We start from the raw sequence: 20502 nt of genomic DNA on the forward strand, positions 1-20502 counted from the left end.
CCCGGTCCGTCAGCTGGAGGACGCCAACACGCCGCGGATCGATTCGGCCAGATCGGCGCGCGTGAATGGCTTGCTCAGCAGCGCCGCAGAGCGGCCCGCGCCCCCCGGGGCGTCATGATCGCGCGGATAGCCGGATGTGAACAGAATCGCCACCTCAGGCCAGCGCTCCCGGACTTCGCGACCCAGTTCCCAGCCGGACATGCCGGGCATCACGATATCGGAGAACAGCAGATCGATGCGCGCGTCCGGGCGTTCCAGCAGGCGCAGCGCGGACGGCCCGTCATGTGCCTCCAGCACGCGGTAGCCCAGCTGGCGCAGGGCGTCGACGGTGTATGCGCGGACATCGTCATTGTCTTCAGCGACCAGGATGGTCTCGCCGCGCTGTTCATAGCCGGCCAGGCCCGCTGCCGGCGCGGGAGATTCACAGGGCAGTGGCAGCGGCGAGCGCGGGAACATCATGGTGATGCTGGTTCCTCCGCCCTCCACGGAGTCGATCAGGACGTGGCCGCCGGACTGCTTGACGAAACCATGCACCATGGAGAGCCCCAGGCCCGTGCCACGCCCCACCTGTTTCGTGGTGAAGAACGGCTCGAACACCCGCGCCAGCGTATCGGCCGGCATGCCGTGGCCGTTGTCGCGGACACGCAGCATCACGTACTCGCCCGGAGCCGCATCGGGGAACAGGGCGGCGTAGTCGCCGTCGAGATGGCTGTTGTCGATCTCGACCTTCAGCCTGCCGCCGCTGGGCATCGCATCGCGTGCATTCACCGCGAGGTTGAGCACGGATGCCTCCAGCTGCGCGACGTCCAGTTCCACGCACCAGATGCCGGCAGCCGTGCTGATCTCCAGTCGCACCAGCTCGCCCAGCGCCCGCTGCAGCATGTCCTGCATTCCGAGCATGCAGTCGTTGAGGTTGACGGCCTGGCTGCGCAGGGGCTGGCGGCGCGCGAAGGCCAGCAGCCGCTGGGTCAGGCTTGCCGCGCGCGAGACGCCCTTCAGGGCGTTGTCCAGTGCGCGTGTGGTCGCCTCGGCCGACGCTCCAGGATGGCCGCTCAACAGCATCGCGTGCTCGACGTTGCCGGAGATGACCGTCAGGATATTGTTGAAGTCATGGGCGATGCCGCCGGTCAGCTGCCCGACGGCCTCGATCTTCTGCGCCTGCCGAAGTGCATGCTCTGCCTGTAGTCGTGCGGTGGTCTCCACGGCTTCGGACACCACCGCGGTGACCTCGCCGGCGCCGTCCTGCAACGGACGGAATGAAACGTCGAAACTTCGCCGGCCGGTGGGCAGCTCCAGTTCGAGCGAGTGCAGGGAGCTGCGCCCACTTACGGCATCGGCAACCGCCTTGTCGATCACCTCGCTCATTCCGGGCGTGGTGGTGAACCAGGGCGTCTGCCAGTAGGGGGTATCCACAACCTGCGCCTTCTCGGCCAGCACCGCGGCCAGCGAGGCGACGTTGGCGTCGACGACACGCCCGGACAGGTCAAGCAGCACCTGATGCTGGAAGCTGGACTCGAAGATGGACTGCAGACGTCGCTTGCTGGCCCGGAGCTCGGCGGTGCGCGCCTGAACCTGCCGCTCCAGCGACTGGTTGTCCTCGCGCAGGGCCAGTTCGGCGCGCTTGAGCTGGGAAACGTCGCTGCCCACGCAGATGTAGCCGACCACGCGGCCATCGGCTGCGCGCTCCGGTACGCAGTCCATCTGTACGAAGCGCGTCTCACCGCTGCGATGGGCAAGACGTGCCTGGAAGTTGGCGCGCTCTCCCTGGAGGACCTGCTGCAGGCTGGGCAGCGCCTCCTCGAAGGCTGAAATCCCACTAATCTCGCGCGCAGTCCGTCCCTGCAGTTCGGCCAGGCTTACCCCGTGCCAGTCGAGAAACGCACGGTTGGCGAAGCGGAAGCGGTGTTCGTGATCGAACTGCGCGATCAGCGCCGGAACCACGTCGGTGATCTGCTGCAACTGCGCCTGGCTGTCATTCAGCGCCGCCTGGGCCTGGGCCAGCTTGCCACGCTCGTGCGCCTCCTGCCGTGCACGCCTTATCGCGTCCGGCAGTCGTTGCAGCCGCTGCTTCACCACGTAGTCGCGCGCGCCACGGGTCAGGGCCTGCACCGCCAGTTCTTCGGTAAGCGTGCCGGAAACAAAAATGAACGGCGTATGGGGGACGCGTTCGCGCGCCAGGGCCAGGGCCGCATCGCCATCGAAGCCGGGCAATACATGATCGGCGAGGATGACGTCATGCGTGCCGCTGTCGATGGCATCGAGGAAACCCCGACGCGTCCATACGCGCTCCGCCTCGAAATCCAGGCCGGCCCGCAGCAGCTGGGCGGAGATCAGCTCCGCATCGAGTGCGCTGTCCTCCAGCATGAGGATGCGCAGGCGCTCGCCGCGGTCGGTGATGTCACCCATGGTGGTGTCCCGAGCCGTTCGGGCGATGCGGCGGTGGTTGATTGGTGATTCCCCAGAACATGCCAAGACCCTGGATCGCGTCGAAGAATTCCTTGAAATCCACGGGCTTGACCACGAACGCGTTGACCCCCAGTTCATAGCTGCGGATCAGATCCTGCTCCTCCCGCGACGAGGTCAGCATCACGATCGGGGTGCTGCTGAGAACGGGATCGCCACGAACCTGCTCGAGCACCTCCAGTCCATTGACCTTCGGCAGCTTGAGATCGAGCAGCACGACCACGGGGCCGCCATGGCGGGCACCGGAAAAGGCGCCCTCGCATCGCAGATAGTCCAGCGCCTCGGCGCCGTCACGCACATGGATGACATCATTGAGCAGCTGGCAACGCGACAGCGCGGCCAGGGTCAACTCAGCATCCTTGGGGCTGTCCTCGACAAGCAGGATCGGCCGCAGGTCCCTCATTGAACATCTCCAGAATGCAGGGGCAGGGTGAAATGGAGGGTGGCGCCTTTGCCCGGCTCGCCCTCGGCCCAGGTGCGGCCGCCATGGCGGCCGATGATGCGGCGCACGTTGGCCAGGCCGATGCCGGTACCTTCGAATTCCTCGACATGGTGCAGCCGCTGGAACACGCCGAACAGCTTGTCCACATAGCGCATGTCGAAGCCGCAGCCGTTGTCGCGCACAGTGAAGACATCCTCGCTTTCCGAGCGCTCGTGCGCCACTGCGATCACCGCGTGCGTGCGCTCGCGGGTGAACTTCACTGCATTGGACAGCAGGTTCTGCCAGACCAGGCGCATCATGGTGGGGTCGGCCTCAACCTGGGGCAGGTCCCCGATCTGCCAGTGGACGTCGCGTCCGTGGTATTCGAACTCCAGCATCCTCCGCACATCCTCCACCATGGTTGCCATGTCGATGCGTGCGCGACCCAGCGTCGAGCGGCCCATCTGGGAGAAGCTCAGAAGATCATCCACCAGCGTGCCGGCCGATTTGGCCGAATCAACGATGGTGTCGAGGAAACGCCGCTCGGTCTCGTTCAAGCGCTCGGCTGCCGAGCTGCCCAGCAGTTCGGAATAGCCCACGATATGCCGGAACGGGGCGCGCAGATCATGGCTGATGGAATACGAGAACGCTTCCAGCTCCTTGTTGCTGCGCATCAGCTGCTCGTTCAGTTCGGCCATCTCTTCCGCCTTGCGCAGCACGATGTCGACGATGGCGTTGCGCATCTCGAGCGCCGCATCACAGTCGGCCTCGTTCCACGGCAGGCTGCGCTGCTGCACGGTCTCTTTCCATGCCTCGAAGGAATGCCGTGGCGACAGGGCGTCGCTGCCGCCTGCGCTCTTGCGTGGATCGCCACCCCATCTGACCGTGCGTACCACCTCTGGGCGGAACCACATCAGGTAGCTGTCATGCAGCTGGGAGATGGATACGGCGATCACGCCGCTGGCGACATCGCTGAACTGCTCCGCAGGCGGCCAGGCCGCGGTCAGATGATCGGTGAAGTACATTTCCTCGCCCACGTGCGCGGTCGCGAGCCACTGTGCCAGCGCAAGTACCTCCGGATTCCCGGGGCATTGGCCCAGGCGCACGCAGTCGTTCCTGTGCACGATGGCCGCGCCCTGCGCGCCGGTCAGTGAAAGCAGGCTGTCGGGATCCCGGCGGAGCGCGGCCATGAAGTCCTCGTCGCCGGCCATGCGGCCCAGCAGCTTGACCAGCAAGGACCGGCGCCCGACCCGTTCCTCCACGGCGCGTGCGCGCTGCTTCAGTGCGATCTGCAGCGACAGGATCTGCCCCATGAACTCGCAGGCCGTGCGCACGTGATAGGGCAGCCGGCGCGGCTGTGCGCTGTGGCACGACACCAGCCCCCACAGCTGCCCCTCGTGGATCAGCGAGACCGACATCGATGCCGCCGTGCCCATGTTGCGCATGTACTGCAGGTGCACCGGCGAGACGCTGCGGAGCGTGGAAAGGCTCAGGTCGGTGGGCGGGGCCTGGCGATGATGCCCGGCCCGCACCAGGGGCACGGGCGTGTAATCGCAATCGGCGATCAGCCGCACCCGGTTATGCAGATACAGGGCGCGCGCCTGCGCCGGAATATCCGATTCCGGGAAGCGCAGATCAAGATACGAAGGCAGGATGCCGTTGCCATCTTCGGCCACGACGGTTCCATTCCAGCCGGCGTCGAACTGGTAGACGAGCGTACGGTCGAATCCGGCGATCCTGCGTATGTGCGCAGCCGCCAGCTGGCAGAGATCCTCGACCGTCGCGGCACCCTCGATGGCGAGCATCAGTTCGCGGATCGCGGGGTACAGCTCCTCCAGCGAGGCGGGTTGACCGGCAACGGGGGCTTCCAGTTCGATCAGAAGATCGTCATCTGAACGATGCGCGAGCAACTGGTGGCGCCCCAGCCCATCCAGGTGGACCGCGCCCAGGTGCAGCGTGCCGCCGGGTGCGATGTGCCGCAGGCGATGTACGAAGGGGCCGATCACACCGCCCAGTGCGTTCTCGACATGCTGCATCAACGGATCACCGTACTGGCGCAGCGCGATGGGCTGGCTAACGGCACATTCCCGCACCAGCAGCGTCAGCGGATCCAGCACCAGCAGCACGCCATAGGGCTGGATGGCGCCCGGTGTGTGGATGGGTTCCCGCGCACAGTCCGACAGTGCATCGTTCCAGGTGCGATCAGCGGAAGGCATCAAGGGCGGTACTCATGATTCGTGACGGGCCGGGCGGAATGGAATGGTGACGGAAAATGCTGCGGCCGCATACCGTCCGGACGATGTGAATGCCTGTTCATGCATTGCTGAACACTTCAGCTGCGCAACGCCGCACGAATGCAAACGCCTGTTGAGCCGCGCTGCAGGCCTGCTGGCGTTGCTGCTGCGTGAGGGGTTCCGCATCCAGATGCGCGCGGGTGATCCGCCATTGCTCGGCCACGCCTGCAGGCGAAGGTGCAAGGTGACGGGCGCCATGGCCGGCACCCAGCCCCAGCGCGGCGGCGTACTTGAGCAGGACAGCCGAACCCAGGGCAGAACCCTCGACGGTATACAGCCAACCCAATGCCGACGCACGGGATGCGTGCTGCAGCCTGGGACGCCAGGCATGCGCGCGTGGCAGCGGGGCGCCCATATCCAGCAGATCCTGTTCAACCAGCTGCAGTCGTGCCGTTGCCGGAAGCATCAGCCCGTCCATGTACAGCGGCGCGGCGGCGTGGTGGAAATGCCATTGAACCTGGAGAAAGCGCCCGTAGCGCAATGTGGATTCGAACAGGCGTTGCCCGATCAGGAACGCATCGAGGCTGCCGTGCACCGACCGCGTGGCGTCCCTCAGGTACACGCTCAACGGACTACCGGCAGACTGCTGGCAGCGGGCGGGTGGATCGGAGGACGGCAATGGACTGTGCATCTGCGGCACCCTAGCAGAATCGGTCCGCGGCCCGCACAAAATTTCGCGGTCAATGCATGTGCACTGCACACCCGCTGCACGCCGGTTTCCATAACGTACGCAGGACACTTCCACTGGCGCTCCGTCGTGAACCTGCACACACCCCCGAACACGTCCCACTCCATGCGCGCGATGCCGGACAGCTGCCAGTTCCAGCTGCTGGATGTGGATCTTCTGCAGGACCCCGGCACCCGCCGCATCGTTCACCTGTATTCCATGGTGGCGCGCTGCCTGCGCTGCGAGACGGTGTTCAAGGCGGTGGAGGGGCAGGGCCTGGTCAGTATGTCGGCCATCCGTGTGCTGCGCTGCCCGACCGGCTGCGGGCAGCAGTCGCTGAAGGGCGCGACCCTGCGCAGCTGGCAGCCTGCGCCTGAAGCAACCGCCTGAAGCGCGCACCGCCTTACAGGGCCCCGGGGTTGGCCTGCCACACCGCGTAGTTGAGTACGGCGGCGAACCCTACCCACAGCAGATAGGGCAGTAGCAGGATCGCCGCCAGCGTCCGGATGCGCGCGAAGGCAATCACGGTGGCGATGATGAGCGCCAGCAGGGCCAGGATATCCACGAAGGCGAGCGCACCCTGTTTCCATCCAAAGAACAGCCAGCTCCATGCGGTGTTGGCTGCCAGCTGCACGACGTAGAGCACCAATGCCACCGTGTTGGGGCGCCGTTCCTTCTCGCGCCAGACCAGCCACGCGGCCACTGCCATCAGCGCGTACAACACCGTCCAGACCGGTCCGAACAGCCCGGCGGGAGGCGCCCACGCGGGCAGCGACAGGGTGGAGTAGAAGTCCGATGCCGAGATCGAGGCCCGTGCGCCAAGCGCCGCTGCCACGAAGGTCAGCGTAAGCCAGCCGGCCAGTCCAAGGGCCTGCGTTGTTCGTTTCATCGGGCATCCTCGCGTGGGTCTCGAACCAATACGAACGAGTGGCACGTTTGGATGCAGCGCCGGCCGTCAGTCCCCAGGCGCTTGTTGCGCAGGTGCCGCCGAGGCGGGCAGCAGGGAGGGGCGCTCATCAAACCACTCGCGGGCCTTTGCCAGGTGCCAGCGGCGCTGCTCGCCGTCGAGCTCGAGGCCGGCGCCGAGCACGCCCCAGCGCAGATAGAGATCGCCGCGCTTGTGCTGACCGGGAAGATCGAGGCGGGCGCGGACGGACCACCGGTCATTCTCCGCAGTCAGCTCGTCCAGGGTGAGATGCCCCGGCCGCCAGCGCAGTACGGTCTGCGCATCGACCTGGCCAGCGTCGAGCAGCGACAGCACCCAGCGCGGATAGTCGCCGCGCTCGGCAAACACCGCCAGCAGGGGCGAGGCATCGCTCATTGCCACGGCGCCACGTGCGTCCACCTGGAACGGCGACTGTGCATCGATGCGCCCGGACTGGATGTCGATACGCCCACGCCACGGCGTCTTGCGTGCGACACCGGCCATCTGGATGTTGCGCAGCTCGACGGTGCTGCCGGAGACGTCGAAATGGCGGTCGGTGAAGTTACCGCGGCGCAGGGCTGCATCCAGCTGCACGTCGCCGGCCAGTGACAGCCCCCCGACCTGCGCACGCGCCTGGCGGCCCAGCAGGCGGGCGCTGCCCTGGCCGATGCGACCATTGGTGTCCAGCCGCATCTCGCCGCTCACCTGGCCGGTGCCGCCGAGCAGCCGTACCTGGTCCGTGCCCAGATAGCGGTTGTAGGCCGCCAGGTCCGGAATGGTGGCGTCACTGAAACGCAGGTGCGCGCGCACACCGTTGCGCAGCTCGCGGATACGGCCGTCACCGCTCAGCGTCACCTGCAGATCGCGGCCATCGAACAGCCGTGTGCGCGGCGCGTCCGTCGGGTTGGCAGTGAAGCGGGGCAGGCGTACCGACAGCTCGGCGCGGGTGGGCGATCCGCCCTTGAGCTCACCATGCGCGCTGGCCGTGCCCGCCATCGTCACGCCGGCAATACCGGCAACCGCTTTGGCGGAGGGAATGTCGACCGTGCTGCCCGCCACCAGTTCACCGTTGCGGAGCTGCAGATCCGCCTGCAGGACGCCGCCGCCATCGAGCTGCAGCCAGGGTTTGCGAACGAACAGCGCGGGGATCCAGTTGAGCGAGGTGAAGGTCCACTCGCCGCGCACCGTTCCCGAGGTCCGTTCGATCAACTGGTCGATCTGGCGGAAAGGAATCTCACGGCCAGCAATCCGCAGATCGGCGTCCAGCGCTGCGCCCGTTCCTTCTTTGGGAGGCAGCCGGGCCTGCAGCCGAATGTCGTCGGCGGTGTTGAGTTGCAGGGCCAGAACGCCACGGCCGGGAGCGCCGTCACCGAGCAGCAGGGGCACGTGCCACAGCGCGTGGCTGCCGGGCTGCAGGCGTCCATGGTCCATGCGGATGTCCATCTGCAGTCGCCCCGGCACCGGGGCACTGGCGATCCGCGGCTGCGCCAGGCCGGTATCCAGGCGCAGCCCCTGGCTTCGTGCGTTGACCTTGAGCGCAGCCCGCAACAGGCCCAGTTTGGCCAGGCCGGGCGCCTGGTCGCGGAAATGGCGGGGATAGCTGAAGCGGGACGTGAGTTCTGTGTCCCCCAGCAGCTGGACGCCGTCATAACTGACGTCGGCGGCATCGAATCGGACCTGGGAGTCGAACAGTTCCGACGGACCGCCGCGCAGTTGCTTGAGGAAACCGACCGTTCCGGCTCCCTTGCCGATGATCAGCAGCTTGCCCAGCCGGGCACTGCGGATGCTGTCGCTATGGATGGCGTTGAAGCGCAGCGTCCACCCGCGGGTGCCGCGGGGGGGCGAGGGGACGACCTGATCGACGCGACTGACGTCGGCCGAAACACCGGTCGCCTGCAGCCGCGGCACCCGGACTTCGCGCCGGAACAGGGGGAGGAGGGCAAGGCGCGCACTGGCACGTTCCGCATGCAGCACATACACCGTGTGGTTGACGTGGCCGCGCATGTGCACGTTCCAGGCGATCACGTGGCCCGGCACCAGTGTGATCGCCGGGCCCGTGGTCATCACGAACTTCTGCGGCTTGCGGTTGGTGACGTTGTCGAACAGCGGCGTGTTGAGGAAGACGTTGCCCGCCAACAGATAGGCTGCGTAGAGGCCGAGCAGGATGTAGAGCGCTGTGCGCCACCGGCGAGGCAACTGCTTGAGGCGCGCGCGGACTGCTGCCATGAATGCTCAACATGATGACGAACTCCGGCCACTATGGCCGAGTACCGTGGTTCACCATGTGAAGTGACTGGCGGCGCTGGTGCAGCATGGCCCAGTGCGGAAACCGCATGAAGGTGGCGGCGTTCCGCTCGCGCAGGCAGCCGCACTGAACCCTGTGCCGGACCAGCGATGGCTCAGAGCAGCAGCAATGCCCCGAGCAGCGCGGGCGGCATCACCAGTACGCCGATGCGCAGGAAGTCGAGCCCGCTGACATGTTCGCCTTCCCGACGCAGGGCCACCAACCACAGCAGGGTCGCCAGCGAACCGGTCACCGACAGGTTCGGGCCGAGGTCCACACCAATCAGCAGTGCCGCGCGCGTCTGCGCCGGCAGGTCGGCCATCTGCCCCAGTGAGCCTGCGGCCAGACCCACCGGCAGATTGTTGGCGAGATTGCTGAGCAGGGCTGCGACCGAGCCGGCCAGCCACCCGGCCTGGTGGGGTGAGGTGCGGGCAAGGGACTCCAGCGCACTGGCCGCCATCTGTATCACGCCGGTCTGTGCCACGCCTTCGACCAGAACGAACAGACCTGCCACCAGCGGCAGCACGCCCCAGGACACGTTGCGCAGCAGCGGCAGCGGACTCTGGCGCTGGCGAAGGGCGACGGCGACGACGCTCGCGCTGCCTGCGCAGAAGGTCACCAGACCCAGCGGGCCGTTCAACGCCGACGTCACCAGCAGCGCTGAGCCGGTGAACAGCACGCCGTAAGCACTCAGGCGACCGCCAGCAGACAGGGGGCGATGTTCCGGCGCCGGGGCCAGTGGCTGCGCGATCTCGCGGCGGTGCACCCAGCGCAGGACCAGGTAGGTCGCACCGATCGCCGCCAGCGACGGCAACGCGAACTGCGCCAGCCACTGCTGCAGCGGTGGCATGTGCCTGCCATACACCACCAGATTGGCCGGATTGGAGATGGGCAGCACGAAGCTTGCCGCATTGGCGATGAACGCACAGACGAACAGGTAGGGCAGGGGATTGGCGCGGGCCGCCCTGCACGCGGCATAGACCGCAGGGGTCAGCACGACCGCGGTCGCGTCGTTGGAGAGGAATACCGTCACCAGCGTGCCCACCAGGAACACCAGGTCGAACAGCCGCCGCCCGGAGCTCCCCGCGTGCCGCACCGCGTACAGCGCCAGCCAGTCGAACAGGCCTTCCCGCCGCGCGAGCTCTGCCAGAACCATCATCCCAACCAGGAACAGATAGACATCACCGCCTTCGGCGACCGCGCCGAGGACCGTGCCGACCTGCATCACACCGGTCAGCGGCAGCAGCGCCGCCGCCACGACGGCCCAGACATACTCGGGCAGGCGGAAAGGACGGAACAGCAGACCCACGGTGGCGAGCGCCACCGCCGACCAGATGATGGCGGAGGAGTAGGAAGCGAGCATGGGGAGGGGGAGCAGGAAACGCGGCATCATACCGTGTGGGTCGCGCCGCGGCCGCGTGTGCGATGCGCACAAGGGGACTGCCGCAGGAATGATTTGCTGCGCTGCACGGTGACAAGCGGGAACCAGGGTGATTAGTCTGCGCCTCAACGCGATGGTAGCGCTACCAATAGATTCGGGGTTTTGGGTCCAGGGGCTGCCTTCTTTACCGCGTGTTCGTCCTGGCAGGCTTGAAAGCGAGTTTGAGTCGCGGCGCGTCCGGCGCCCGCGATGTTCGGTTTGGAATACGGGCCTCGCCCGTGCGTGCCCCTGGGAGGGGGCGGTACATCCATTCGATCGTATGTCATAGGGGACTTTCATGAGCGCTCGCAGTTTCCGTGCTACTCCAGACCCGAGGACCCGTCCATGAGCCGGACCTTGGCGAAGTTCCGCTCCAGGGCCATGTTCACGTTCGTCGGCGGCGTCCTGGTGATCAATCCCGCCTTCGCACAGGAGGCCTCCACGACCACCGCACAGCCGCCTACGGCGCAGACGCAGCCCACGCAGCCTACTCAGCTGGACGCGGTGCAGGTGACCGGTATCCGCAACAGCCTCAGCCAGGCCATGGACATCAAGCGTGATTCGGCTGGCGTGGTGGACGCGATCAGTGCCGAGGATATCGGCAAGTTCCCCGATACCAACCTGGCGGAGTCGCTGCAGCGCATCACCGGCATCTCCATCGAGCGTCGTGACGGCGAAGGTGCACAGGTCACTGCACGTGGCTTCGGTCCGCAGTTCAACATGGTGACCCTCAACGGACGCCAGATGCCCGGTGCCGATGCATTCGGTGCGTCCGGGCAGGTCGCCATCGGTGGCGTCGACGGTGGCACCCGCGCCTTCAACTTCGCGCAGCTGGCCGCCGAGGCCATCAACGGCATCGAGGTCTACAAGACCAGCCAGGCGCAGGTACCCAGCGGCGGCATCGGCGCGACGATCAACATCCTGACCGCGCGGCCGCTGGATCACGAAGGGATCATCGCCAATGCCGGCGCGAAGCTCGTCTCGGACCGCAGCCAGCCGTTCGACAATGATCTGACGCCGGAGCTGTCGGGCATCTTCAGTTACAGCAACCCGGAAAAGACCTTCGGTGTGAGCCTGAGCGCGAGCCAGCAGAAGCGCAAGGGCGGCTCGGTGCAGGCCACGGAGAACTACTGGAACGTGCAGCCGTGGACGGGCTCGATGCCCGGCAACCCGACGGTGGTCAACGCGCCGGAGATCGGCCAGCTCTATGCACGCCCGAACGACCTGCGCTATGCATTCTCGGAGTTCGAGCGGGAACGCGTGAACGGCCAGGCGGTTCTGCAGTTCGCGCCCACGGACAGCCTGACCCTGACCGTGGACTACACCTACTCGACCAACGAGATCACCGAGAACCGTGGCGAGCAGGGCATGTGGCTGCAGAACAGCAACTACACCAACGTCCAGTTCGATACCAGTGGTGCAGTGGCCACCCCGGTCTACATCCGTGAGATCGCCGGCACCAAGGATTTCGGGTTGGAACAGCAGCGCAGCATGCAGGAGTACAAGCTGGGATCGCTTGGCTTCAATGCCGTGTGGAATGTCACCGACCGCTTCAAGCTGAGCTTCGACGCACACAATTCGAAGAACGAGAGTCGTCCGAATGATCCGCTCACCGGCGGCGGCTCGATCTTCATGAGCATTGCCGGCACCAACAACTGTACCCGTGGCCCCCATTGCGGTGGCTCCTGGGTGCAGGAACTGGAGTTCAACAATGGCCTGCCGGTCGGCACCCAGACCTGGTATCCCAGCACGGCAGATGCGATCGCCGGCACCAACGGCGTGGTCAACCCGGGCTTCCAGGAGGGCGAGATCGGCACCCAGGTGCTGCGTGTCAACGCACAGTCGCAGGTGAGCGAGATCAAGCAGGCCCGCGTGGACGGCGAATGGAACTTCGACCAGGGGCGGTTCCAGTTCGGCGTGGACACCAACAAGTCGACCACGCACCGCATCCAGGCAGCCGAGGCCTACTCGACCCTGGGCGACTGGGGCGTGGCCAACGTGAACCGGGATACCGATGCCGGGCTCATGGATCTGCTGCGTCCGGTCAACATCGTCGGCCTGTTCGACGACTACAGCGCCAGCAGCTGGCCCGCATGGCGCGGCAACGCCGGCCAGCTCGCACAGTGGGCGGCGGACGAATATGGCGTGGGACTGGGAGTCAGTCCGCAACGCGCGGCCGACAACTTCGTGGAAGAGAAGACCAAGGCGGCCTACTTCCAGGTGGAACTGGATGGCCAGCTGGGCAGCATGCGCACCAATACCCGGCTGGGCGTGCGCTACGAAACCACCGACGTGGTCTCGACCTCGGTCATCGCCGTTCCCGAGTCCATCGAGTGGCAGGCCAACAACGATTTCCGCATCGTGCTGTCCGATGAGCAGCAGCCCTTCACCGAGAAGGCAAGGTACAGCTACATCCTGCCCAATCTCGATTTCAGCATCGATTTCACCGATGAGCTGAAGGGCCGTGCCTCGTTCGGCAAGAGCATCGCCCGCGCGCCCTACGGCAATCTCTATGCGGGCCCGGGCGCACAGCAGCCGTTCGGATCGGTGCTGATCGATCCGTCGTCGCGCGCCAGCGGCAACGCGCAGAATCCCAGCCTGAAGCCGCTGGAATCGGACAACCTCGACCTCGGGCTGGAGTGGTATTTCGCCGACGCCAGCTATGTGTCGTTGACCTACTGGAACAAGTCGGTCGACAACTTCATCGGCAATACCGTTGTCCAGGAGAGCCTGTACGGGCTGACCGATCCCACGTCCGGCCCGGATGCGCGTGCGGCTCTGGACTTCCTCACCAGTGCAGCCTGCGTCTCCCAGGTCGGTGCCGCCAATGCGGCCGCCTGCTCGGCCAACGACACCTCGCTGTTCACCGCGCTGGCGTTGCTGCGCAACAACCCCGCCGGACTGGCGGCCTACAACGGAACCGACGCGCAGGTGCTGGCCACCGAAGCGGCCTACGATCTGTATGGCCAGGCGGACGATCCGCTGTACCAGTTCAATGTCAACCGCCCGATCAACCAGAACAAGTCCAAGCTGCACGGCTGGGAGCTCGGCGGGCAGTACTTCTTCGGCGACACCGGTTTCGGCGTGCTGGCCAACTACACGATCGTCAGCGGCGACGTCGGCTACAACAATGGCGGCGATCCGGGCATCGACCAGTTCTCGCTCACCGGTCTGAGTGATACCGCCAACGCCATGCTCATGTACGAGAAGTACGGCTGGTCGGTCCGCCTGGCGTGGAACTGGCGCGACCAGTACCTGATCCTGGCCAACCAGGGCGCCAGCCGCAATCCCTACTATGTGGAGGCTTACGAGCAGTGGGATCTGAGCGTGAACTACACGCTGGACGACCACTGGTCGTTCGGACTGGAAGCGATCAACCTGACCGGCGAGGACGTACGCTGGCGCTCGCGCACGTCGCAGATGATCGTGAAGCTGGCTGACCAGAGCCCACGCTACATGCTGGGTGTCCGCTACAAGTTCTGAGTCTGGCGACGGACCCGCCCGGCACGGTACCGTTGTCCCGGCAACGGTACCGCGCGGGCCTGTCCTGACGCAGCACCTGTCGCACGTGCCGGCGGTACCCTGCCGGCCACTGGCCCCGCACCGGACTGGACACCCTGATGGCCCGCTATGAAATGCTCAACAACATCGCCCATCGGGACCTGAGGGTCGCCACCGGCTTCGGCCCCGAGTTCGGCGACGCCGTGGGCATGGTGCCGGCCTATCCCAGCGAGTTCGCCGAACTGCAGCGGGAATATCCCATCTTCCTGCGCAAACAGGCCGGATCGGGCGAATGGCAGGCCGTCGCCCTGCTCGGGTTTGAACAGCACGAGAACCTGTTCCTGCAGGACGGCCGCTGGAACGCCTCCTATCTTCCGGGAGCCGCAGCGAAGGGGCCGTTCCTGATCGGATTCCAGGAGCATTACATCGACGGTGTGCTCACCCGGGAGGCGGTGATGCATGTCGATCTGGACCATCCCCGGGTCAACACCGACGCCGGCGAGCCGCTGTTCCTGCCGCAGGGTGGGAACACCCCCTACCTCGACCACATTGCCGGCGTGCTGCGTGGTATCCATGATGGCAGCGCGTTCGGCGCCGCGATGTTTGCAATGCTTGACGAAAGCGGACTGATCCAGCCGGTCACGCTCGATGTGCAGATCACGCAGCATCACCGGGTGAGCGTGAACGGATTGCACGGCATCGACCGTGAGCGCCTGGCGCTGCTGGACGACTCGACGCTGGCCGCGCTGAATCGCGCTGGCTGCCTTGAGGGCGCCTACCTGATGCTGGCGTCGCTGCACAACATGCGCCGCCTGATCGCCGAGAAGCAGCGGCGCCTGCGCGCGCAGGATGCAGCAGCGTCCACGGCCAGGAACTGAGGGCGGGCGATGGGGGCTGCGATGCGGATACTGGAGGGCATCGATCCTGCTGCGCTGCCTCTGGCCTCGCTGGTCGAGGCCGGAGAGCCGGTAGTGCTGCGAGGCATGGCGTCAAACTGGCCGCTGGTCGAGGCTGGACAGCGCTCCACGCTGGACGCGCTGGCCTACCTGGGCGGCGTCGACGCGGGCGTGCCCATCCAGTACTCGTTCGGCGGGCCGGACATCGACGGGCGCCCGTTCTACACCGCCGACTTCAGCCGGCTGAACTTCGAGGTCCGTCGGGCATCGCTCAGCGAGGTGCTGGACGGGATCGCCTCGACGCTGCATGAGCCAAGACCGCCCACCTACTACGTGGCGTCGCTGCCGGTGGAGCGGGCATTGCTGCCGGCATTCGCACAGGCCAACCAGGCAGGGTTGGCAGGGCAGGGCATCGACGCGTTGGCCAGCATCTGGATCGGCAACCGCGTCACCGCATCGTGCCATTTCGATACCCCCGACAACCTTGCGTGCTGCGCGGTGGGCCGACGCGAGTTCACGCTGTTCCCGCCCGAACAGATCGACAATCTCTACCCAGGCCCGCTGGATCCCACGCCAGGCGGCCAGGTGGTGAGCGTGGTGGACTTCGAACGTCCCGACTTCGACCGGCATCCCCGCTTCATGGAGGCCCTGGCGAGTGCACGCAGCGCAGTGCTGGAGCCAGGGGATGCCATCTTCATTCCCAGCATGTGGTGGCACCATGTGCGCAGCCTGGCGCCGTTCAATGTGCTGGTGAACTACTGGTGGCGTAGCTCGCCGGCCTTCCTCGGCTCGCCCCTGCCGGCGCTGCACCATGCGATGTGGGCCCTGCGCGATCTGCCCGCGCGTGAAAAGAAGGCGTGGGAAGCGCTCTTCCAGTATTACGTATTCGGCCCCGGCGAGCGCGCGGGGCAGCACCTGCCCGACGATGCGCGGGGGGATCTTGCACCGTTCGACGAGCAGCGCGCGCGCCGCATGCGCGCGATGCTGCTGGGCAGACTCAACCGCTGAGGGGCACCGTGATCGATACCGCGAGCACAGCAGAAGGGCGCATCCGCAAGGTGGTCATTGCCGGCGGTGGCACCGCCGGTTGGCTGGCCGGATGTGCGCTGTCCCATCAATTCCGCGACCAGCTGGACATCACCCTGGTCGAGTCCGAGCAGATCGGTACGGTCGGTGTCGGCGAGTCCACCGTACCGCCCATCCGCACTTTCCATCACTTTCTGCAGATCGACGAGCAGGAGTTCCTGCGCGCGGTGGCCGGCACGTTCAAGCTGTCGATCTCGTTCGAGAACTGGCGCCTGCCGGGCGAGCGCTTCTTCCATCCGTTCGGCACCATCGGACATGGCACCTGGGCCACGCCGTTCCACCATTTCTGGCTGGACAGCCTCCGCCGCGGGATGCCATCGGACCTGGGCGATTTCTGCCTGGAGAGCGTCGCCTCGCGCGACGACCGCTTCTCGCTGCAGACCCAGCCGCAGCCCAGCTACGCCTATCACTTCGATGCCGGTCTCTACGCCCGGTTCCTGCGCCGCAGAGCCGAGGCGCACGGCCTGCGACGGGTGGAGGGCAGGATCGCCGAGGTCAGACAGCATGCGCATGATGGTTCGGTGCAGTCGCTGGTACTGGACGACGGGCAGGTCATCGAGGGCGATCTGTTCATCGACTGCACCGGCTTCCGTGGCCTTCTGATCGAGCAGACATTGAAGACCGGCTATGAGGACTGGCACGAATGGCTGCCGTGCGATCGTGCCGTCGCGGTACAGACCGAATCGGTCGCTCCACCGGTGCCGTACACCCGGGCCATCGCCCACGAGGCCGGATGGCGTTGGCATATCGCGCTGCAGCACCGGGTCGGGTGCGGGCTGGTCTATTCCAGCCGGCACATGTCCGACGACGAGGCGAGGGCGAAGCTGCTGCGCGACGTGGGCGCACCACCGCTGCGCGATCCCTGGCAGGTGCCCTTCCGCAGTGGACGCCGTCTGCAGGCCTGGAACAGGAACGTGGTGGCGCTGGGGCTGGCCAGTGGCTTCATCGAACCGTTGGAATCCACCAGCATCCATCTGACGATCAGCGCCGTGGTGCGGCTGATCCAGTTGTTTCCGTTCGATGGGATCGCGGCCTCACTGGTGCAGCTCTACAACGAGGTCAGTCGCCAGGAGATGGAACACGTGCGCGATTTCATCATCCTGCATTACCACGCCACCCAGCGCGAAGAGCCGTTGTGGAAGGCGTGCCGCGAGATGGCGTTGCCCGAGTCGTTGCAGCAGCGGCTGCGCGCGTGGCGTGAGCGCGCGCACGCGTGGCAGGACCCCGGCGAGCTGTTCCGGGTCGAGTCGTGGACCAGTGTGCTGCTTGGCCAGGGCATCCAACCGGGCCGCCCGCACCCGCTTGCGCGGGCACTGAGTGACGGCGACCTGCGCACGCTGCTGAAACGCATCCAGCAGCCGGTGCGGCAGGCGGCCACGCAGATGCCATCGCAGGCGGAATTCATCGACCGCTATTGCCGTTCGGGCCCCGAGGTATGGCACGCGAACAGGGCGGCGTCGTAACAGGTCTGCCTGCAGATGCCGCGACGGCGAGCAGGGTTTTGCGTTGCAGCACGCTTTTTCCGCCGCGGCTGGTTACAGTGCGGCATCACGGCGGGCGGCACGCACGCCGTGCAAACGAGGAGGCAGTGCAACAAGGCCTCCTTTTTTGAATGTCAGAAATGGTAGCGCTACCTTTTCGGTGTTCGGAGGCGGTTTCGATGGGTCTGGTTGCCGGTGTCGACGCAGGAACGCAGAGTTTGAAGGTGCTGGTCTACGACCCGGAGGCGCGTGCCGTTGTCGCCCGCACCAGCGCGGCGCTGGAGATGAGCAGCGGCGCCGATGGCAGCCGGGAACAAGTGCCGGCCGACTGGGTGGCGGCGCTGCGCACCTGCTTCGACGGGATTGATCCATCGCTCCGGTCACGCATTGCAGGTCTGGCCGTATCGGGCCAGCAGCACGGCTTCGTGCCGCTGGATGCGGCGGGCGACGTGCTGGCGCCGGCCAAGCTCTGGTGCGATACCAGCACGTCGGCCGAATGCACCCGCATCATGGATGCCGCCGGCGGAATCGACCGGACCATCGCGCTGGCCGGCAATCCGATCCTTGCCGGCTATACGGCCTCCAAGCTGCCGTGGACGAAGACGCATCGCCCGGCAGCCTATGCGCGGCTGGCGACCATCCTGCTGCCGCACGACTATCTCAATTTCGTGTTGACCGGGCAGCGGTTCTGCGAGCACGGAGATGCCTCCGGCACAGGCTGGCTCGATGTGCGCACGCGCACGTGGTCGCAGGCGCTGCTGCGCGCCACGGATCCGGACCGCGATCTTGCTGCCTGCCTTCCCCCCATCGCCCCACCTGATGCGCTGTTCGATATCGACCCTGCGGCGGCCAGCATGCTCGGACTGCCGGTGACGGTGAAGGTGGCGGTCGGCGGTGGCGACAACATGATGGCGGCCATCGGCACCGGCTGCGTCACGGAAGGCCGCCTGGCGATGAGCCTGGGAACGTCGGGCACGTTGTTTGCCTACTCCGACTCACCGGTGATCGATCCGGACGGGGCCTGGGCCGCCTTCTGCTCTTCCACCGGCGGCTGGCTGCCGCTGATCTGCACGATGAACTGCACCGTCGTGACCGAGCAGGTAGCGAGTACCTTCGGTTTCAGTACGCGTGACGGCGATGCCCACCTCGACGCGACGTCGCCCGGCGCTGGCGGATTGGTCATGCTGCCGTTCCTCAATGGCGAGCGCACCCCCGACCTGCCGCTGGGCAAGGGCGTGCTGGCCGGCCTGGACACCCACAACTTCACGCCGGCGCACATCTACCGCGCTGCCATGGAAGGGGCGACCTACAGCCTGAAGTTCGGCTACGACGCGTTCAGGCGCGCCGGCATGCAGTTCGACCGCATCGTGCTTACCGGGGGTGGCAGCAACAGTGCCGCGTGGCGGCAGCTGGTGGCCGATGTGTTCGGACTGCCGGTCGACGTGCCGGTGCAGGCCGAAGGCGCGGCATTCGGTGCGGCGCTGCAGGCCCTGTGGGCCATCGGGCGGTCGCAGGGTGATGCCGCGCCGATCAGCGAGGTCACCGCGCAGCATGTCCGCGTGGACCCGGCACTGGCCGCGCGTCCGGATTCCGGCCGCAGTGCGGCCTATGCCTCCGCCTATTCGCGCTTTCTCCGCCATCTCGAGGCCGTCACGCCGCTGCAGCGCGGCTGAGGTCCGCCTCCCTCCAACATCCCGCACAACGACAGGAGCACGTACCATGACCACGCAGCCCTTCATCGGCGCCAAAGAGTACTTCCCGGGCGTCGGCCGCATTCCGTTCGAGGGCAGGGACTCGGACAATCCGCTCGCCTTCAAGGTCTACGACGCGAACCGGGTCATCGGCGGCAAGACCATGCAGGAGCACCTGCGCTTCGCCGTGTGCTACTGGCACACCTTCTGCAACGCCGGCCACGATCCGTTTGGACCGGGAACCCGGCAGTTTCCGTGGGAGGCCGGTTCGCCGCTCGCCACTGCAGAGGCGAAGGTCGATGCAGCCTTCGAGTTCTTCACCAAGCTGGGCGTGCCGTACTGGTGCTTCCATGACATCGACCTGGCGCCGGATGCAGACGACATTGGCCAGTACCAGAAGAATCTCACGCACATGGTGCGCCTGGCCAAGGCCCGCCAGGACGCCACCGGGGTCAAGCTGCTGTGGGGTACGGCCAATCTGTTCTCGCACCCGCGCTACATGAACGGCGCATCGACCAATCCTGATTTCGCCGTGGTTGCCCGTGCCGCGGTGCAGGTGAAGGCCGCGCTGGATGCCACCGTCGAGCTGGGGGGCGAGCACTACGTATTCTGGGGTGGGCGCGAAGGCTACGCGTCGCTGGCCAATACGCAGATGAAGCGCGAGATCGAGCATTTCGCGCGGTTCCTGACGATGGCCCGCGACTACGGCCGCAGCATCGGCCTGAAAGGCAACTTCCTCATCGAGCCCAAGCCGATGGAGCCGATGAAGCACCAGTACGATTTCGACAGCGCGACCGTGGTGGGCTTCCTGAAGGAGCACGGGCTGGACAAGGACTTCAAGCTCAACATCGAAGCGAACCACGCCACGCTCTCGGGGCACACCTTCGAGCATGACCTGCAGGTGGCCTCCGACCATGGCCTGCTTGGCAGCATCGATGCCAACCGTGGCAATGCGCAGAACGGGTGGGACACCGATCAGTTCCCGAGCGATCTGTACGACACCGTAGGCGCGATGCTGGTCGTGCTGCGGCAGGGTGGCCTGGAGGGCGGGCTGAATTTCGACGCCAAGGTGCGCCGGGAGTCGACTGACCTGGAAGACCTGTTCATTGCCCACATCGGCGGCATGGACGCGTTCGCACGAGGTCTGGAAGTGGCACACGCACTGCTCACCGAGTCGCCGTGGGAGCAGTGGCGCAGGGAGCGCTACGCCAGCTTCGACACGGGAGCCGGCAAGGATTTCGAGCGCGGCACGCTGAGCCTTGCCGACCTGGCCACGCTGGCCGCCGATATCGGCGAGCCGCGCCAGACCAGCGGCAAGCAGGAACGCTACGAGAACCTGCTCAACCAGTATCTGCTGCGCTGAGCACGGCAGC

At 66.3% G+C, this 20502-nt stretch carries 14 protein-coding genes and 1 pseudogene; 8 read left to right on the forward strand and 7 right to left on the reverse strand.

The annotated features are described in order from the left end of the window. Positions 1 to 9 precede the first annotated feature (9 nt). The 4 genes from AC06FB_RS00545 to AC06FB_RS00560 all read right to left on the reverse strand — a co-directional run bounded on the left by AC06FB_RS00545 (position 10) and on the right by AC06FB_RS00560 (position 5740). On the reverse strand, positions 10 to 2406 hold the full coding sequence (locus tag AC06FB_RS00545) for a response regulator (RefSeq protein ID WP_445394493.1): 2397 nt from the start codon (positions 2404 to 2406) through the stop codon (positions 10 to 12). Further along, entirely contained in the window at positions 2399 to 2866 is a 468-nt protein-coding gene (locus AC06FB_RS00550; RefSeq protein WP_053518529.1) for a response regulator, read from the reverse strand. The genes AC06FB_RS00545 and AC06FB_RS00550 overlap by 8 nt, the downstream gene beginning before the upstream one ends. Next, the gene (locus tag AC06FB_RS00555) at positions 2863 to 5100 is read right to left on the reverse strand and encodes an ATP-binding protein (RefSeq protein WP_478053241.1); all 2238 of its coding nucleotides are present in this window, start codon (positions 5098 to 5100) and stop codon (positions 2863 to 2865) included. Before AC06FB_RS00555 ends, AC06FB_RS00550 begins: the two co-directional genes overlap by 4 nt. 97 nt (positions 5101 to 5197) lie before the next feature. Further along, positions 5198 to 5740: a biliverdin-producing heme oxygenase gene (locus AC06FB_RS00560; protein ID WP_231107782.1), complete on the reverse strand. Its 543-nt coding sequence runs from the start codon at positions 5738 to 5740 to the stop codon at positions 5198 to 5200. Between the two features lie 195 nt (positions 5741 to 5935). On the opposite strand from AC06FB_RS00560, the gene AC06FB_RS00565 reads away from it, so the two are divergent. Next, the gene (locus AC06FB_RS00565; protein ID WP_065175681.1) at positions 5936 to 6235 is read left to right on the forward strand and encodes a hypothetical protein; all 300 of its coding nucleotides are present in this window, start codon (positions 5936 to 5938) and stop codon (positions 6233 to 6235) included. A gap of 13 nt (positions 6236 to 6248) precedes the next feature. Here AC06FB_RS00565 and AC06FB_RS00570 read toward each other — a convergent pair whose 3' ends face one another. Beyond that, positions 6249 to 6734: a TspO/MBR family protein gene (locus AC06FB_RS00570; protein ID WP_065182222.1), complete on the reverse strand. Its 486-nt coding sequence runs from the start codon at positions 6732 to 6734 to the stop codon at positions 6249 to 6251. 66 nt (positions 6735 to 6800) lie between these two features. Continuing rightward, positions 6801 to 8996 (reverse strand): AsmA family protein, encoded by a 2196-nt coding sequence (locus AC06FB_RS00575; protein WP_478053242.1) that lies wholly within the window; start codon positions 8994 to 8996, stop codon positions 6801 to 6803. Between the two features lie 77 nt (positions 8997 to 9073). Here AC06FB_RS00575 and AC06FB_RS00580 point away from each other — a divergent pair. Next, positions 9074 to 9145, forward strand: a pseudogene (locus AC06FB_RS00580) (CGNR zinc finger domain-containing protein); the annotation flags it as partial. A gap of 24 nt (positions 9146 to 9169) precedes the next feature. Here AC06FB_RS00580 and AC06FB_RS00585 read toward each other — a convergent pair. After that, positions 9170 to 10417 (reverse strand): arsenic transporter, encoded by a 1248-nt coding sequence (locus AC06FB_RS00585; protein ID WP_478053243.1) that lies wholly within the window; start codon positions 10415 to 10417, stop codon positions 9170 to 9172. Positions 10418 to 10819: 402 nt separating this feature from the next. On the opposite strand from AC06FB_RS00585, the gene AC06FB_RS00590 reads away from it, so the two are divergent. From AC06FB_RS00590 to xylA, 6 genes are all read left to right on the forward strand, one after another. After that, complete coding sequence (locus tag AC06FB_RS00590) at positions 10820 to 13957, forward strand: TonB-dependent receptor (protein ID WP_053518517.1); 3138 nt, start codon at positions 10820 to 10822, stop codon at positions 13955 to 13957. Positions 13958 to 14094: 137 nt separating this feature from the next. After that, complete coding sequence (locus AC06FB_RS00595) at positions 14095 to 14853, forward strand: SapC family protein (protein WP_065182226.1); 759 nt, start codon at positions 14095 to 14097, stop codon at positions 14851 to 14853. Positions 14854 to 14862: 9 nt separating this feature from the next. Then, entirely contained in the window at positions 14863 to 15879 is a 1017-nt protein-coding gene (locus AC06FB_RS00600; protein WP_478053244.1) for a cupin-like domain-containing protein, read from the forward strand. An 8-nt stretch (positions 15880 to 15887) separates the two neighbouring features. Next, the gene (locus AC06FB_RS00605) at positions 15888 to 17420 is read left to right on the forward strand and encodes a tryptophan halogenase family protein (protein WP_478053245.1); all 1533 of its coding nucleotides are present in this window, start codon (positions 15888 to 15890) and stop codon (positions 17418 to 17420) included. Between the two features lie 197 nt (positions 17421 to 17617). Beyond that, positions 17618 to 19111 (forward strand): xylulokinase, encoded by a 1494-nt coding sequence (xylB, locus tag AC06FB_RS00610; protein WP_478053246.1) that lies wholly within the window; start codon positions 17618 to 17620, stop codon positions 19109 to 19111. A 46-nt stretch (positions 19112 to 19157) separates the two neighbouring features. After that, positions 19158 to 20492, forward strand: a complete 1335-nt coding sequence (xylA, locus tag AC06FB_RS00615) for a xylose isomerase (protein WP_053518508.1) — start codon at positions 19158 to 19160, stop codon at positions 20490 to 20492. Positions 20493 to 20502 lie beyond the last annotated feature (10 nt).

The sequence above is a fragment of the Stenotrophomonas sp. Steno-C15 genome, from assembly GCF_056393265.1.